The organism is Rhodococcus sp. 14-2470-1a (assembly GCF_002259425.1).
GTDB classification, from domain to species: Bacteria; Actinomycetota; Actinomycetes; order Mycobacteriales; family Mycobacteriaceae; genus Rhodococcoides; species Rhodococcoides fascians_E.
Genome location: NZ_NPFZ01000029.1, coordinates 189129 through 204341, shown reverse-complemented (window position 1 = coordinate 204341; position 15213 = coordinate 189129). Strand labels below are relative to the sequence as shown.

Annotated in this window: 14 protein-coding genes; 10 read left to right on the top strand and 4 right to left on the bottom strand. The window is 66.0% G+C overall.

The features are described 5' to 3' along the window. The first annotated feature begins 82 nt into the window (after positions 1 to 82). Together malQ and fdhD are read left to right on the top strand one after the other, a co-directional pair. Positions 83 to 1672 (top strand): 4-alpha-glucanotransferase, encoded by a 1590-nt coding sequence (gene malQ, locus CH292_RS18595; RefSeq protein ID WP_256978282.1) that lies wholly within the window; start codon positions 83 to 85, stop codon positions 1670 to 1672. A 16-nt stretch (positions 1673 to 1688) separates the two neighbouring features. Continuing rightward, positions 1689 to 2513: a formate dehydrogenase accessory sulfurtransferase FdhD gene (gene fdhD, locus CH292_RS18590; RefSeq protein ID WP_033190434.1), complete on the top strand. Its 825-nt coding sequence runs from the start codon at positions 1689 to 1691 to the stop codon at positions 2511 to 2513. Here fdhD and CH292_RS18585 read toward each other — a convergent pair. Further along, positions 2503 to 3141 (bottom strand): CoA transferase subunit B, encoded by a 639-nt coding sequence (locus CH292_RS18585; protein WP_019664735.1) that lies wholly within the window; start codon positions 3139 to 3141, stop codon positions 2503 to 2505. The two genes, fdhD and CH292_RS18585, sit on opposite strands and share 11 nt — an antisense overlap. Continuing rightward, positions 3138 to 3884, bottom strand: coding sequence for a CoA transferase subunit A (locus tag CH292_RS18580; protein WP_026347735.1), 747 nt, complete (start codon positions 3882 to 3884; stop codon positions 3138 to 3140). Before CH292_RS18580 ends, CH292_RS18585 begins: the two co-directional genes overlap by 4 nt. Positions 3885 to 4073: 189 nt before the next feature. Between CH292_RS18580 and pcaH the strand changes: the two genes are divergently transcribed. From pcaH to CH292_RS18550, 6 genes are read left to right on the top strand one after another with little or no spacing between them, the layout of a single operon-like run. Beyond that, complete coding sequence (gene pcaH, locus CH292_RS18575; protein WP_019664737.1) at positions 4074 to 4820, top strand: protocatechuate 3,4-dioxygenase subunit beta; 747 nt, start codon at positions 4074 to 4076, stop codon at positions 4818 to 4820. Next, positions 4813 to 5466 (top strand): protocatechuate 3,4-dioxygenase subunit alpha, encoded by a 654-nt coding sequence (gene pcaG, locus CH292_RS18570; protein ID WP_033190431.1) that lies wholly within the window; start codon positions 4813 to 4815, stop codon positions 5464 to 5466. The genes pcaH and pcaG overlap by 8 nt, the downstream gene beginning before the upstream one ends. Positions 5467 to 5482: 16 nt before the next feature. Next, the gene (locus CH292_RS18565) at positions 5483 to 6820 is read left to right on the top strand and encodes a lyase family protein (RefSeq protein ID WP_037180909.1); all 1338 of its coding nucleotides are present in this window, start codon (positions 5483 to 5485) and stop codon (positions 6818 to 6820) included. Then, a complete protein-coding gene (gene pcaD, locus CH292_RS18560) occupies positions 6817 to 7989 on the top strand; it encodes a 3-oxoadipate enol-lactonase (RefSeq protein ID WP_094655424.1) in 1173 nt (390 codons plus the stop codon). The genes CH292_RS18565 and pcaD overlap by 4 nt, the downstream gene beginning before the upstream one ends. Next, positions 7986 to 8816, top strand: a complete 831-nt coding sequence (locus tag CH292_RS18555) for an IclR family transcriptional regulator (RefSeq protein WP_094626418.1) — start codon at positions 7986 to 7988, stop codon at positions 8814 to 8816. Before pcaD ends, CH292_RS18555 begins: the two co-directional genes overlap by 4 nt. After that, on the top strand, positions 8809 to 10020 hold the full coding sequence (locus CH292_RS18550; protein WP_033190428.1) for an acetyl-CoA C-acetyltransferase: 1212 nt from the start codon (positions 8809 to 8811) through the stop codon (positions 10018 to 10020). The genes CH292_RS18555 and CH292_RS18550 overlap by 8 nt, the downstream gene beginning before the upstream one ends. Positions 10021 to 10066: 46 nt before the next feature. Here the strand turns inward: CH292_RS18550 and CH292_RS18545 are convergent, their stop codons facing one another. Further along, positions 10067 to 11956 carry a sugar phosphate isomerase/epimerase and 4-hydroxyphenylpyruvate domain-containing protein gene (locus CH292_RS18545; protein ID WP_094655423.1) on the bottom strand — a complete coding sequence of 630 codons (1890 nt, stop codon included), beginning with the start codon at positions 11954 to 11956 and terminating at the stop codon, positions 10067 to 10069. Beyond that, positions 11953 to 12843: a shikimate dehydrogenase gene (locus CH292_RS18540; protein WP_094655422.1), complete on the bottom strand. Its 891-nt coding sequence runs from the start codon at positions 12841 to 12843 to the stop codon at positions 11953 to 11955. Before CH292_RS18540 ends, CH292_RS18545 begins: the two co-directional genes overlap by 4 nt. Positions 12844 to 12970: 127 nt before the next feature. On the opposite strand from CH292_RS18540, the gene CH292_RS18535 reads away from it, so the two are divergent. Continuing rightward, on the top strand, positions 12971 to 13657 hold the full coding sequence (locus CH292_RS18535; protein WP_019664745.1) for a TetR/AcrR family transcriptional regulator: 687 nt from the start codon (positions 12971 to 12973) through the stop codon (positions 13655 to 13657). 193 nt (positions 13658 to 13850) lie between these two features. Then, positions 13851 to 15209 carry an MFS transporter gene (locus tag CH292_RS18530; RefSeq protein WP_019664746.1) on the top strand — a complete coding sequence of 453 codons (1359 nt, stop codon included), beginning with the start codon at positions 13851 to 13853 and terminating at the stop codon, positions 15207 to 15209. Positions 15210 to 15213: the final 4 nt, after the last annotated feature.

Here is a 15213-nt window from a genome sequence, read left to right as displayed (position 1 = left end):
GAGTGGAGCCGGCAGGAACGACCCAGAAGGCGGGAGTGGAGCCGGCAGGAATGATGCTGGGTTCAGGCAGCGGCTCGGATCGATGACGCAGTTGTACTCGCTCCGATCCGATCGATCCTGGGGTGTCGGGGACTACGGCGATCTCGCCGACCTCGCGTCCATCACCGGCCGTCACCATGATTTCGATTACGTCCTGGTCAATCCGCTGCACGCGCAGAGGCCGGTTCCGCCTGTCGAGGCGTCGCCGTACCTCCCCACTACTCGACGCTTCTTCGATCCGATGTACATCCGAATCGAGGACATTCCGGAAACTGCGTACCTCCCTCGGGATCAGTACGCGAAGGTCAGGGAAGCCGCTCGGTCGTTCGCGCGGGCCAACAAGCGGACCGGCCGCATCGATCGTGACCCGTCGTTCCGGGCGAAACTGAAATCGGCCAAAAGAATCTTCGCGGTTCCGCGATCCGCGGCCCGGCAGGCGGAGTTCGACGCGTTCTGCGAACGTGAGGGAGGCGGCCTCGACGACTTCGCCCTGTGGTGCGCGCTCGCGGAGAAGTACGGACCCGAGCACGCTGTATGGGCGGACAAGGCGTCGCACCCGGGGACCTCGTTCGCGTCGGAGTTCCGCACGACTGCCGCCGAGAAGATCCTGTTCCACAAGTGGCTTCAGTGGATCTGCGACGAGCAACTGGCACGCGCGCAGCGCACCGCGACGGCCGCGGGGATGGACATCGGGATCATGCACGATCTGGCCGTCGGTGTGCACCGTCAGGGGGCGGACGCCTGGACCTTGGGGTCGGCCTTGACCACGGGGGTGACCGTCGGCGCACCGCCGGACAATTTCAATCAGCAGGGACAGAACTGGAACCAACCGCCGTGGAATCCGGACGAGCTCGAAGAGCGGGCGTACGGGCCGTATCGGGACATGCTGCGGACGGTGCTTCGGCATGCGGGCGGTATTCGAGTGGACCACATCCTCGGCCTGTTTCGACTGTGGTGGATCCCGGAGGAGTCGTCGAGCGCTGCGGACGGGGCGTACGTCGAGTACGACCACGAAGCGTTGATCGGAATCCTCGTGCTCGAAGCGGAGCGGGCCGGGGCGGTCGTCGTCGGGGAGGATCTCGGGGTGTTCGAGCCGCGGGTGCAGGAGTATCTGGGCAGGCGTGGATTGTTCGGCACCTCGATCCTGTGGTTCGAGAACGACGGCGATGCCCCCATTCCGCCCGAGGACTACCGGGAACTCTGCCTGACGACGGTGACCACACACGACCTGCCGCCGACGGTGGGATACCTACGCGGGGAACATATTGCGCTCCGCTCGCGTCTCGGGTTGCTCGAGCGCGATCTGGAGGCGGAGATCGAGCAGGATGCCGCCGGGCGAGAGGCGGTGCTCGACCTTGCTCGGACCCGAGGACTTCTCGCCGCGGACGCGGCGGAGAAGGAGACGGTGGAGGCGCTGTACCGGCTGCTTCAGCGCAGTCCATCGACCCTGCTCGGGATAGCGCTCGTGGATCTCGTGGGCGAGAACCGGATTCAGAACCAACCCGGCACCGACGAGACGCAGTACAAGAATTGGCGGATTCCACTCGCCGATCACAAGGGCAAGGCGGTATGGGTGGACGATCTGGTCGACCACCCCAGGCTGGTGTCACTGGTTCGGGCGCTTCGCGAGTGAGGCGCATAATCGATTCATGGGACGTATAACCGCTCGCCGTCCGGTCGTCCGGATTCGCGGCTCTCACGAGTCATCCCGTCCCGACACCCTCGTCGTGGAGGAACCGCTGGAGATCAGGGTGAACGGGTCCGCGCTCGCGGTCACGATGCGCACCCCCGGCCACGACGTGGAACTCGCGCACGGGTTCCTGTTGACCGAAGGCGTGATCTCGGGCCGAGACGACATCGCCGTCGCACGGTACTGCGACGGTGTCGACGACGAGGGTCAGAACACCTACAACGTCCTCGACGTCACACTGGCCGAGGGCGTCGCGCCGCCCGAACCCGGTGTGGAACGCAACTTCTACACCACGTCGTCGTGCGGGGTGTGCGGCAAGGGGTCGCTCGACGCGGTCCGACTGAAGAGCCGTTTCTCCCCCGCCGGCGACGACGTCCGCGTGAAGGCGTCCGTCCTGGCCACGATGCCGGGGACCCTGCGTGAATCTCAGAAGGTGTTCGACTCCACCGGCGGACTGCACGCGGCCGGTCTCTTCGACGCGGACGGCACCATGCTCGCGCTGCGCGAGGACGTCGGCCGTCACAACGCGGTCGACAAGGTCGTCGGTTGGGCTGCGTCGCAGGATCGGATCCCGGCCGCAGGCACGGTGTTGATGGTCAGTGGCCGCGCATCGTTCGAACTCGCCCAGAAGGCAGTGATGGCGGGCATACCCGTCCTGGCCGCGGTGTCGGCGCCGTCGTCGCTGGCGGTGGATCTCGCCGACGAGTCGGGCCTGACGGTGGTCGGGTTCCTACGTGGCGAGAACATGAACCTGTACTCGCACACGCACCGCATCACACGCTGAGTGTTGCTCCCGTCGCCGCGCGCACCTCGTCCTCGGTGATCCCGGGGGCCGTCTCGACGAGCCTCAAGCCGTCGGCCGTCACGTCGAGCACGGCCATGTCGGTGATGATTCGCTGAACGCACCCGACGCCGGTGAGCGGAAGAGTGCAGGAGTCGAGGATCTTGGGCTCGCCCTTCTTCGACACGTGCTCCATCATGACGATGACTCGGCGAGCTCCGTGCACCAGATCCATCGCCCCGCCCATGCCTTTGACCATGTGGCCGGGGATCATCCAGTTCGCGAGGTCTCCCGTGGCGCTGACCTGCATCGCGCCCAGTACGGCGACGTCCACCTGACCGCCGCGGATCATCCCGAACGATTGCGAGGAATCGAAGTACGACGCACCGGGGAGAACGGTGATGGTCTCCTTGCCCGCATTGATGATCTCGGGGTCGAGTTCGTCCTCGGTCGGGTACGGCCCGACTCCGAGAACCCCGTTCTCGGAGTGCAGGATCACGGTGATGTCGGTCGGTAGGTAGTTCGGCACGAGGGTGGGCATACCGATGCCGAGGTTGACGTATTCACCGTCGTTCAGTTCCTGGGCCACACGAGCAGCCATCTGCTCACGCGTCAGTTTCGGGGAAGTCATGATCGCACCGTCCGCTGCTCGATTCCTACGTGTACCGGCCCGACGTGCACCACTCGTTGGACGTGGATCCCGGGCGTGTGGACGTCGTCGGGGGCGATCTCGCCCGGCTCGACGAGGTGCTCGACCTGCGCGATGGTGACGCGACCCGAGGCCGCGGCCGGAGGATTGAAGTTTCTGGCGCTGGCGTGGAAGACCAGGTTGCCGTGCCGGTCGCCCTTCCACGCGTGGACCAGCGCGTAGTCGGCGACGATGCCGCGTTCCATGACGTAGGTGACCCCGTCGAACTCGCGCGTCTCCTTGGGCGGACTCGCCACCGCGATTCCGCCGCTGCCGTCGTACCGGAGTGGCAGACCACCGTCGGCGACCTGCGTTCCGACGCCGGCGGGCGTGAAGAACGCCGGGATGCCCGCTCCCCCGGCCCGCAACCTTTCCGCGAGCGTTCCCTGCGGCGTCAGTTCGACCTCGAGTTCACCGGCCAGATACTGGCGGGCGAACTCCTTGTTGGAGCCGACGTAGGAGCTGATCGTTCGACGGATGCGTCGTTTCTCCAGCAGGATTCCCAGACCGAATCCGTCTGTGCCGCAGTTGTTGCTGACGACCTCGAGGTCGGTTGCTCCCTGCTGCAGCACCGCGTCGATCAAGATCTCCGGGACCCCGACCAGTCCGAATCCTCCGACGGCGACGGACGCCCCGTCGGGCATGTCGGCAACGGCTTCGGAGGCACTCGCCACCACTTTGTCCATCATGCCGCCGACCATACCCAAAAATGTGCGCTGTGTGAACACCTCGCCACCATGCGAACATTTTGGGCTGTTTTTGTTGCCTGGCCCACTACCGGCGGTCTACGATCGTTCGCATAGCGGCGAGAAGTCCACATCACGAACATGCGGTCGCCGCGCACCGTCACGTAACTTTCCCGTGAGGAACCACCGATGCTCCCTCTACCGCCGAACCACTCGATCACCGTCGACCCGGCCGGCCCGTACCGCGACCAGACCGGCGTCAACGCGCCGCGTGATTTCGCCGAGTACCGCACCACCGCACTGCGTCACCCCAAGCAACCATTGATCCTTCTGCCCCAACGCCTCACCGAGATCACCGGACCGGTGCTCGGCGAAGGACGGGTCACGGCCGCGGACGCCGACCTGACCCTCGTGAACGGCGGCGAGGCGCAAGGACAACGCATCATCGTGCACGGCAGAGTGCTCGACAGTGACGGGAAAGCCGTGCCTGACACACTCGTCGAGGTATGGCAGGCCAACGCAGGCGGACGATATCGTCACGCCGGTGACACCTGGCCCGCTCCACTCGACCCCCATTTCGACGGCGTCGGCCGAGTGCTGACCGACTCGGCAGGCAACTACCGCTTCACGACGATCAAGCCGGGCGCCTACCCGTGGGGCAACCACCACAACGCGTGGCGACCGGCGCACATTCACTTCTCGCTGTTCGGCCAGGCGTTCACGCAGCGCCTCGTCACGCAGATGTACTTCCCGGACGATCCGATGTTCTTCCAGGACCCGATCTTCAACTCGGCGCCCGAGGATGCCAGGGCCCGCATGATCAGCGCGTTCGATTACGAAGCGACGCAGGACAACTGGGCATTGGGTTTCCGATTCGACATCGTTCTTCGCGGACGCAATGCCACTCCGTTCGAAGGGGACGACCACGATGACTGAGCCTGTGTCCGACAGCGGCGCCCTTGCCCCTCGATACCCGGTTGCGCCGGGAAGCAACTTCACGACGGTCCCGTTCGGCCAGACACCCTCGCAGACCGTCGGACCCTACCTGCACATCGGGTTGCCGTGGCCGGACGGGCCAGACGTGGTTCCGGCGGGCACCGCAGGCTCCGTGGACATCTCGGTGACCGTCCTCGACGGCAATCGCACGCCGCTGGCCGACGCGATGATCGAGACGTGGCAGGCGGATGCGTCGGGCCGGTTCGATCACGCCGACGACCCACGTGGCCGCCGGACACCGACTCCGGCGGGTTTCCGCGGGTTCGGCCGAGCTGTCGCGGACGCGACCGGCACCGCAACTGTCCACACCGTCAAACCTGGCGCCCTCCCCGCCGAGAACGACATGATCGAGGCCCCGCACATCGACGTCGGCATCTTTGCTCGCGGCGTGCTCGAGCGACTCGTCACCCGCCTCTACTTCCCCGACGAGACCGAGGCCAACGCGTCGGATCCGGTGTTGTCGGGGTTGGACGCGCGCCAGGCCGCGAAGCTCGTCGCGACGGCGACTCCCACCGGATATCACCTGAATGTGGTACTTCAGGACGAGAACCCGAACGGCGACGAAACTCCGTTCTTCGAGCTGTGACGAACGAAAGCGAGTCATGACCACCACGCGAGGACCGTTGTTCGATCCCACGTTCGGTGCTGCCGCCGCTGCTGCGTTGGTATCGGACCAGGCCTGGGTGACGGCGATGCTGGACACCGAGGCGGCGCTGTCACGTGCGGCCGCCGAGCACGGCGTCGTCGAGTCGGCGCATGCCGCACAGGTGACCGAGGTCGCGTCCGAGCTTAGGCGACCAGGAGCAGTGGACATCGTGCACCTCGGTGCGCTGTCCGCCGCCGGGGGCAATCCGGTCATCCCGCTGGTGAAACTGCTGCGCGCGGCGGCGGCCGAGCACGGCGTCCCCGGCAGCGCGGTTCATCCCGGAGCAACCAGCCAGGACATCGTCGACACCGCTCTCATGCTTCTCACCTCACGCGTTCTCGCTGCAGTGCGTGAATCCCTCGCCGACGCCGTCGCCGCGGGGGCCGCTCTCGCGCGTCGACATCGCGACACGCCGGTTGCAGCGAGAACTCTCGGCCAACAGGCACTTCCGACGACGTTCGGTGCCGTTGCCGCGAGTTGGACGGCAGGCCTCCTGCGAGCCGACGACGATCTGGCCCGGGTCGAGGCGTCCGCGTCGGTCCAGTTCGGCGGTGCTGCAGGCACGTCGGCGGCCGTGTTCCCTCACGGCTTCGAGGTGGCCGACTCTCTCGCCGACCAGTTGGGCCTCGCTCGGCAGACCATTCCCTGGCACACCGACCGGACCCGGATCGGCGAGATCGCGTCCGCCCTCGGGATCGCGGCGGGGGCCATCGGCAAGCCTGCTCTCGACATCACGCTCCTCGCGTCCACCGAGGTCGCCGAGGTCTCCGAAGCCGCCCCTGGCGCCTCTTCGGCCATGCCGCACAAGCAGAACCCCGTCGCCGCCGTCGCCGCACGGGCAGCATCCGTTCGGGTGCCGGGCCTCGTGTCGACGATTCTGTCCGCGATGGCGCACGATCACCAACGTGCATCGGGGGCGTGGCATGCGGAATGGGAGACACTGACGGACTTGCTTCGACTGACTGCGGGTGCCGCCGACCGATTGGCGGTGAGCATGTCCGGTCTACGCGCGAATCCCGACGCGATGGCCCGTAACCTCGCCGCCACGCACGGACTTCTGCTCGCCGAACGAGTCACCACGGCACTCGCGGCCCACACCGACGACGCACGATCCATCGTCACCGCCGCATGCGCGTCCGGCCTTCCCCTCGAATCCGATTCCTCCATCACCGCATTCCTCGAACCCGCCGAAGTACGTGAACTGCTGGACCCGGCAGGCTATCTCGGCCATGCCGGCGACATCGTCGATCGTGTACTCGACCTGGTCCGAGCTCGACACGAAGGAACAGCATGACCGTCGACCTGTCCTACGACCTCGTACCCGGAACCGAGAACCGCGGCACCACAGTGGTGCTCGTCGGATCGCTCGGGTCGGACCGCTCGATGTGGGACCCGCAGGTGGCGGGTCTGGTCGAGTTCGCCGACGTCATCGCCGTCGACCTTCGCGGTCACGGTTCGTCACCTGTACCCGACGGCCCCTACTCGGTCGGCGACATGGCCGAGGACGTTCTGGCCGTCATGGATTCGCTCGGGCGGGACCGAGTGCATCTGGTCGGCCTCTCGCTCGGCGGCGCGATCGCACAATGGATCGCCGTGCACCGCCCGGCGCGGGTCCTCGGCCTCACCCTGCTGTGCACGTCTGCTCGCTTCGGAGACCCGCAGTCCTGGATCGACCGCGCGGCAACTGCGCGCGCGACGGGGACCGATTCGCTGGCGGACACCGTACTGGCCCGGTGGTTCACCGCTGAACTGATCGCTCGCGACGGTGAATTCGCGGCGCGTCACCGATCGATGATCTCGTCCACGTCCGACGAAGGCTATGCCGCAGCGTGTGAAGCGTTGTCGCAGTGGGACAACCGCGCAGACCTCGGCCGAATCAGTGCGCCCACCCTGGTGGTGGCAGGTGAGCAGGACCCGGCAACGACGCCGTCGGACATGCAGGTGCTCGCCGACGGTATCGCGCGCTCGGACTTCCATGTCCTCCCCGGCGCCGCGCATCTGGCGAACGTCGAACAAGCGGGACACATCACGCGATTGATCGTGCGACACATCGTCGGCGACACGTACGACGCAGGCCGTGCAGCGGCGCATCGAGCGGGAATGCACGTGCGGCGAGCGGTACTCGGCGACGCACACGTGGATGCCAGCATCGAGCGCACCACTGCGTTCACTGCGCCGTTCCAGGATTTCATCACCCGCACCGCGTGGGGCGACGTCTGGACCCGCGACGGTCTCGACCACCGCACCCGACGTCTGCTGACACTCGCCATTCTGACCGCCGTGGGCAATCAGCACGAGTTGGACATGCACATCAAGGCGGCCCTGCGGGCAGGATTGGATCCCGACGAGATGGCCGAGGTCTTCCTCCACACTGCGGTGTACGCGGGCGTGCCGAACAGCAATGCGGCGTTCGCGCTGGCCAACACGGCACTGGCCGAACACACGGGATCGGAGACGACATGACCCAACCCGGTTCGGGCGAGCAGCAGGGTCCGTCGCCGGACTACGTGCAATCTCTCGCCCGTGGACTCGCCGTGATCCGTGCCTTCGATGCCGAGCATCCGCGCCGTACGTTGTCGGATGTCGCGAAGACGACCGATCTGACCAGGGCGACGGCGCGAAGGTTTCTGCTCACGCTCGTGGAACTGGGGTACGTGCGCAGCGACGGCTCGATGTTCTGGCTCACTCCTCGCGTCCTCGAGTTGGGGTACAGCTACCTGTCCTCGCTGTCGTTGCCGGACGTCGCGGGCCCACACCTCGAAGCTCTCGCCGAGCAGGTCCGCGAGTCGTCGTCGGTGTCGATCCTCGACGGTGACGACGTCGTGTACGTCGCCCGTGTTCCGGTCAGCCGAATCATGACCGTTGCCATCACCATCGGCACTCGCTTCCCGGCGTTCGCGACGTCGATGGGGCGCGTCCTGCTCGCCGGGTTGCCCGAGGACAAACTCGACGCCTACTTGCGCCGGGTGGAGCTGAGCCCTCTCACCGGCCGCACCATCACCGATGTTTCGTCGTTGCGCGCAGAGCTCGATTCCGTACGCGCGCAGGGGTACTGCCTCGTCGACCAGGAACTGGAGGAAGGTCTGCGGTCGATCGCGGCCCCGGTACGGGATCACGCCGGCGACGTCGTCGCGGCTGCGAATGTCTCCACTCAAGCTGCCCGCCACAGCGCGGACGCCGTACGCGAACATCTGTTGCCCGCTCTGCTGCGCGCGACGGCGGCGATCGAAACAGATCTCTACCGCGTGCAATCACAGTCCACCGATCACAAAGGAAGTCGTCATGCCTGACGCCGTCGTCTGCGAACCTCTCCGCACCCCCATCGGCCGATTCGGCGGTGTCTTTCGCGATGTCACGCCCGAATCGCTGGCGGCAACGGTGATCACCGAACTCGTCACGCGCACCGGCATATCGGGATCGGACGTCGACGACGTCATCCTCGGCCAGGCATCGCCCAACGGTGACGCCCCCGCAATCGGACGGGTTGCCGCGCTGGACGCCGGACTGGGAATCGAGGTCCCCGGTCAGCAGATCGACCGTCGATGCGGGTCCGGGTTGCAGGCCGTTCTCCAGGCGTGCATGCAGGTACAGTCCGGAGGCAGTGACCTCGTCCTCGCGGGCGGGGTGGAAAGCATGAGCCAAGCGGAGTTCTACGCAACGGGGATGCGCTGGGGAGTCAAGGCAGAAGCCGTGGCCCTGTCCGATCGACTCGCCCGCGCACGTGTCACCGCAGGCGGAAAGAACTTTCCGGTTCCGGGCGGCATGATCGAAACGGCCGAGAATCTTCGTGCCGAGTTCTCGATCAGTCGACGCGACCAGGACGAACTGGCCGTGCTGTCGCATCACAAGGCCGTTGCCGCGCAGAAGAACGGCGTCTTCGCCGAGGAGATCGTCGGGGTCTCGGTACCGAAGCGCACAGGTGACGCGCTGGTCGTCGACTCCGACGAACACCCCCGCGCGGACACCAGCGTCGAGACGCTGTCCACACTGCGCCCCATCCGAGGAAAGATCGATCCGGACTCGACGGTGACCGCGGGCAACGCCAGCGGGCAGAACGACGGGGCAGCGCTCGCCATCGTCACGACACCGGAGAAGGCCGCGGCACTGGGTCTGCGGCCCATGGCCAAGCTCGTCAGCTGGGCCGTGGCCGGCGTGCCACCGCGCACCATGGGCATCGGGCCGGTGCCCGCCGCCGAGAAGGCACTCGGCCGTGTCGGACTCACCCTCGCCGACATGGACGTCGTCGAACTCAACGAAGCGTTCGCCGCACAAACCCTCGCAGTACTGCGCACGTGGGGAATCGAGCCCGACGACCCCCGGCTCAACCCCAACGGTTCGGGGATCTCGCTGGGCCACCCCGTCGGCGCTACCGGCGGACGGATCCTCGCCACCCTGCTGCGCGAGATGAACCGTCGACAAGCGCGGTACGGTCTCGAAACAATGTGCATCGGTGGCGGTCAAGGCCTCGCCGCAGTATTCGAACGCATCGGTTGACCGACCTCGGACGTGGGATGGGAGCGTCCATCCCACGTCCGTCACCTCACCTCTGCAGCTGGGCCGCGAGCCGCACTGCCGAGTTGACCTCGCCGTAACCGTCGTACCCACCTCGGCGTTCGCACACCTCGAAGAAGAGATCCTCCCCCACCACGGGGGTGAAGAAGTGGAAGAACTCGCCGCCCGAACCGTCTGCGTCGTAGAGGATTCCGTGCTTCTCGAGCTGCGCCAGCAGTTCGAGATCCAGATCGAACCGTGCAGCGAGGTCGAGGTAGTAGTTCGGCGATATTCGCAGCGATCCGAACCCGCGCGCCGTCATCTGCTCGGCGGCGCTCAGCACATCGGCACACGCGAATCCCACGTGGCTCACTCCGCCTCGCCGTGCCGCCGGGAGCGTGTCCGTCGACGACGACCGACCGGGAACCATGTTCAGCGAGAGCCGAACGACACCGTTCTGCGTCGGCAGCGTCAGAGCTTGGCTACGGACGGTGCCGACGGCGTCGACCACATCCTGGCCCTCGTGCGGGGTCATGCCGAACACCGACCTCAGCAACAGCATGATGCCGTCCCAACTGTCTGCCGGTACGGCAAGGGCGATGTGGTCGACCGACTCGACGATAGGAGCGGCGGGGGAATCCGGCTGTCGTGGAACGAGATCGAATGCGGACTGCCACGCCCCCGCGCTCGCGCGACTGCGAAGATCGAGTGATGTCGCGTCGGTGACGCTCATTCTGACAACATCGTGATCGGTTCCGGCGACGCCGGGCATCGAGACCGAGTCGGCGGAGACACCGAATGCTCGGGCCCGGGTCTGCCACTGGGCCGGGTCGTCGCTGCGCACCCCGATCTGGGCCACGGCGGGCAGATGCGCGGGCACCCCGGGCGACGTCCAGAGACTGTCGACGGTGGTGTCCACGGCGACGGCGAGCGGACCCTGCGTGAACAACTGCAGACCGTGACGACTGTGCGCGGCGGTCATGTCGAACCCGAGATGACGCAGGGTCCGGCCGAGTCCACCCGCCTCGACGGGACCTGCGGCAACGCGCAAGGACACGATGTTCTCGATCGGTCCCGCTGCCGGCGCCTCGAACAGCGTCGACGAGGTCGGCGATCGGCGCTCGGCCACTTTCTCCTGCAGGTACAGCAGCGATCGGTGAGCGTCGGCGGCAGTGCGGCCGGTGGCGGATTCGCGGAACACGTCGTTGAAGATCTCCAGGGACCACGGGCCGGCATACCCGGAATCGACCACTCGGGAGCCGAATTCGGGGAGGTCGAAATTGCCCTGCCCCGGGAAGCACCGGTGATGCCTCGACCACTGCAGCACATCCATCTTCAACCGCGGCGCGTCGGCCAGCTGCAGGAAGAAGATCTTCTCCCCCGGAATGTCGGGGATGCCGGCCGGGTCGTCACCGCGGGACAGGATGTGGAAGCTGTCCAGGCACGTGCCGAGCGCGTCGTGATCGGCGCGCCGCACGACGTCCCAGGCATGGCGGTAGGTGTTGACGTGGGTTCCCCACGCCAATGCTTCGTACGCCAGCCGCATTCCGCGTTCCTGCGCGATGTCCGCGGCCCCGAGCAGTTGTTCGACGAGGCGCTCGTCCTCGGTCACCGCGCCGGGCAGCGGCGACGAGCAGACCAGAAGCAGATCGCACCCGAGTTGCTCCATCACGTCGAACTTGCGCTGCAGCCGACCGAGATTGCGCTGATATCGACGGTCGTCGGCGCTGTCCAGGTCGCGGAACGGTTGGTACAGGTCGACGCTCAACCCGAGATCGGCTGCCTGTTTCGCTATGTCGGACGGTGAGAACGGCGACGCGATCAAGTCGGCCTCGAAGACCTCGAATCCGTCGAATCCCGCGTCGGCGATGGCCGTCATCTTCTCTCGCAACGACCCGCTGAGCGACACCGTGGCCACGGACGTGCGCGGGGCGGTCACGACGACACTCCGGTCAGTGCCGACTCTTCCTCCAGCAAGATCAGCTCACGCATGTGCGCGGACATGCGGTCGGCGTCGGCCGCTCTGCCGGTGAAGATCTCGAACGCGTCGGCTGCCTGGTGCACTGCCATACCCGTCCCCGCCAGCGTCCGGCATCCACGTGCCGCGGCGGCGGCCAACAGTTCGGTCTCCGCAGGGCGGTAGACGACCTCGGCCACCCAGTGGTCCGGTCGCAACAGCGCCGGATCGAACGCGATACCGGGATGTGCGGCCATCCCGACCGGTGTCGCGTGCACGATTCCGTCGGCAGCGGACAGCAGTCGCGAAAGGTCGGCCGGCGCAGCCGCGGCGAACGTTGTTCCGGGGAACACTGCCTGCATCGACGACAACAGGGCGCGCGCCCTCTCTCCGTCGGCGTCGACCACGGTGACCTGCCCAGCGCCTGCTTCGGCCATCGCGTACGCCACCGCCGCTCCCGCACCGCCTGCTCCGAGCAGGACCACGTCCCGGGTCGACGCCCCGGCCAGACCGAGTTCGAAGCTTCGACCGAACCCCGACCAGTCGGTGTTGTGACCGATCTTCTTGCCACCGTCGAACAGAACCGTGTTCACTGCCCCGAGCCTGGCCGCATCGTCGGACAGTTCGTCGAGGTGATCGATGACGATCTGCTTGCACGGATGGGTGATGTTGAGGCCACGGAAACCGAGGTCGGCAGCTGTGTCGACCAGACGTGCCAGGTCGTCGGGGGTCGCGCCGACGGCGTCGAGGTCGACGATGCGGTAGACGTAGCGCAGGCCGTGCGCGGCACCCTCTCGTTCGTGCATCGCCGGGGTCAGCGACCTGCCGATGCCCGTGCCGATCAGACCGCAGACCAGTGAATCGTCCACTTCCGGACTCCCTCGATTGTGCGTGCGTTCGTAATGTACGAACTAGTGAGTTATTCGAGCGTACTACGAGAATGTCCGCTACCCCACACTTCGTGAACGATTTTTTGCAGGGATAGAGTTTCGGATCATGACGTCCACGCGCCCGGGAAGCGACTCCGCTCCAGCAAGAACGAGCGCGGAGGGCCCCAAACGCAGGCGAAACAGCGATCTGACGCGCAGCAACATCCTCGACGTCGCCACCAGCGAATTCGCGGACAAGGGATACGCGGGAGCACGTGTCGACGAGATCGCCGAGCGGACGCACACGACGAAGCGGATGATCTACTACTACTTCACCGACAAAGAGCGCCTCTACCAGGCGGTACTCGAACGTTCCTACAGCGCGATCCGCGCCCGCGAACGTGAGCTCGACACCGAGGGACTCTCCCCCACCGACGCGATTCGGGCGATCGCGTCGCTCACGTTCGATCACCACGAACACAATCCGGATTTCATCCGATTGGTGTCCACCGAGAACATTCTTCGCGGTGAGCACATCAGCAAATCCGAGGCACTGAGCAACCTGGGCAACCCTGCGGCCGAGCTGCTCGAGAGCATCCTGACGCGAGGCCAGGCCGATGGATTGTTCCGAACCGACGTCGATGCTCTCGACGTGCACATGGCCATCAGCAGCTTCTGCGTGTTCAGACTCTCCAACCGGTACACCTTCGAAGCACTGTTCGGGCGCGACCTCACCGCCCCCGCGCACCGTGAGCATCTGCGGAGAATGTTGGGCGACATGATCATTGCTTTTCTGACCTCGACCGAGGTCTAGTTTCGACCTCTCTGCCGGTGTTCGTATCACGAACATGTAGGCCATACCGCATCAGGGCTTGACACGTGGCCCGGGTCACGTTCAGTATCTAGTGACGCCCAGTTTTAACCGTTTAGTACATTACGGTCCGATCGGGATGAACCCGGCTCCGTCGACCTTGTGTACTCCCCCTTCACGCGAAGAGAGACCGAAGATGAGCGATCCCGTGACGCAGCATCCCGACCCCGCCGGTGGGCGGGCCACGGCCAACCCGAAGCGCGCGGCCACCGCAGCCTGGGTGGGCAGCGCACTCGAGTACTACGACTTCTTCATCTACGGCACCGCCGCCGCATTGGTGTTCGGTCGAGTGTTCTTCCCCAGCTCGAGCGCTGCCACCGGTACGCTGCTCGCCCTGGCGACGTTCGGCGTCGGCTACCTCGCCCGCCCACTCGGCGCACTCGTCCTCGGGCACATCGGAGATCAGTACGGCCGAAAACGAGTGCTCGTTGCCACCGTCCTGCTGATGGGCGTCGCTACCCTCGGCGTCGGCCTGCTCCCCTCCTACGAGACCATCGGCATCGCGGCCCCGATCATCCTCGTCGTTCTCCGTCTGTGCCAGGGCTTCTCGGCCGGCGGTGAGCAAGCAGGCGCGAACTCCATGACTCTCGAGCACAGCCCGGACAACCGCCGCGCGTTCTTCACCAGCTTCACCCTGAGCGGCACCCAGGGTGGACAGATCCTCGCAACGGCCGTCTTCCTCCCCGTCGCCATGCTTCCCGAGGACCAGCTCCTGTCCTGGGGTTGGCGAATCCCGTTCTTCCTCAGCGCATTCGTTGTTCTCGCCGCATTCCTCATCCGCCGCTCGCTCGACGAGACCCCGGTGTTCGAAGAGGAGGTCGCCACCGGCGAACAGCCGAAGATGCCGCTCTCGGTTCTGCTCACCGATCACTGGCGTGCAGTGCTGCGCGTCGTGTTCGCTGCCGTGATCGCCTCTGTCAGTACTATTTTCAGCGTCTACGCGCTGTCCTACGCGGTGAACACGGTAGGGCTGGAACGCACGCCGATGCTCTGGGTCGGAGTGCTCGCCAATGTTGCTGCGCTGTTCGCCCTTCCGTTCTTCGGTGCCCTTTCCGACCGTATCGGACGCAAGCCCGTCTTCATCTTCGGTTCCACCGGCTGCGCGGTTCTGATGTTCGGGTACCTCTGGTCCATCTCGACCGGAAACTACCTCCTGATCTTCGCATTCGGCATCGTGATGTTCGGCATCGTCCACAGTGCCACCGGCGGCGTCTGGCCCGCGTTCTACGGCGAGATGTTCCCCGCCAAGGTCCGACTGTCCGGAACGGCGATCGGCACCCAGATCGGCTTCGCCATTGCAGGTTTCGCACCCACCATCGCCAGCGCGATCGCCGGCGACGGAATCGGAGCGTGGTTCCCGGTGGCTGTGGTGACGGCGGTCTTCTGTGCCATCAACATCACCATCGTCGCAACCTCGCGCGAAACGTTCCGAGTCCCCACCGAAAAGCTCGGACTCACCAAGAGAGAGGCAGCGGCCGTCCCGACGACGGTGTGACCTC

Excerpts from the sequence above, each read along its gene's own strand:
- malQ (WP_256978282.1), top strand. The coding sequence starts at position 83 with ATGACGCAGTTGTACTCGCTCCGATCCGATCGATCCTGGGGTGTCGGG.
- fdhD (WP_033190434.1), top strand. The coding sequence starts at position 1,689 with ATGGGACGTATAACCGCTCGCCGTCCGGTCGTCCGGATTCGCGGCTCT.
- CH292_RS18585 (WP_019664735.1), bottom strand. The coding sequence starts at position 3,141 with ATGACTTCCCCGAAACTGACGCGTGAGCAGATGGCTGCTCGTGTGGCC.
- CH292_RS18580 (WP_026347735.1), bottom strand. The coding sequence starts at position 3,884 with ATGGACAAAGTGGTGGCGAGTGCCTCCGAAGCCGTTGCCGACATGCCC.
- pcaH (WP_019664737.1), top strand. The coding sequence starts at position 4,074 with ATGCTCCCTCTACCGCCGAACCACTCGATCACCGTCGACCCGGCCGGC.
- pcaG (WP_033190431.1), top strand. The coding sequence starts at position 4,813 with ATGACTGAGCCTGTGTCCGACAGCGGCGCCCTTGCCCCTCGATACCCG.
- CH292_RS18565 (WP_037180909.1), top strand. The coding sequence starts at position 5,483 with ATGACCACCACGCGAGGACCGTTGTTCGATCCCACGTTCGGTGCTGCC.
- pcaD (WP_094655424.1), top strand. The coding sequence starts at position 6,817 with ATGACCGTCGACCTGTCCTACGACCTCGTACCCGGAACCGAGAACCGC.
- CH292_RS18555 (WP_094626418.1), top strand. The coding sequence starts at position 7,986 with ATGACCCAACCCGGTTCGGGCGAGCAGCAGGGTCCGTCGCCGGACTAC.
- CH292_RS18550 (WP_033190428.1), top strand. The coding sequence starts at position 8,809 with ATGCCTGACGCCGTCGTCTGCGAACCTCTCCGCACCCCCATCGGCCGA.
- CH292_RS18535 (WP_019664745.1), top strand. The coding sequence starts at position 12,971 with ATGACGTCCACGCGCCCGGGAAGCGACTCCGCTCCAGCAAGAACGAGC.
- CH292_RS18530 (WP_019664746.1), top strand. The coding sequence starts at position 13,851 with ATGAGCGATCCCGTGACGCAGCATCCCGACCCCGCCGGTGGGCGGGCC.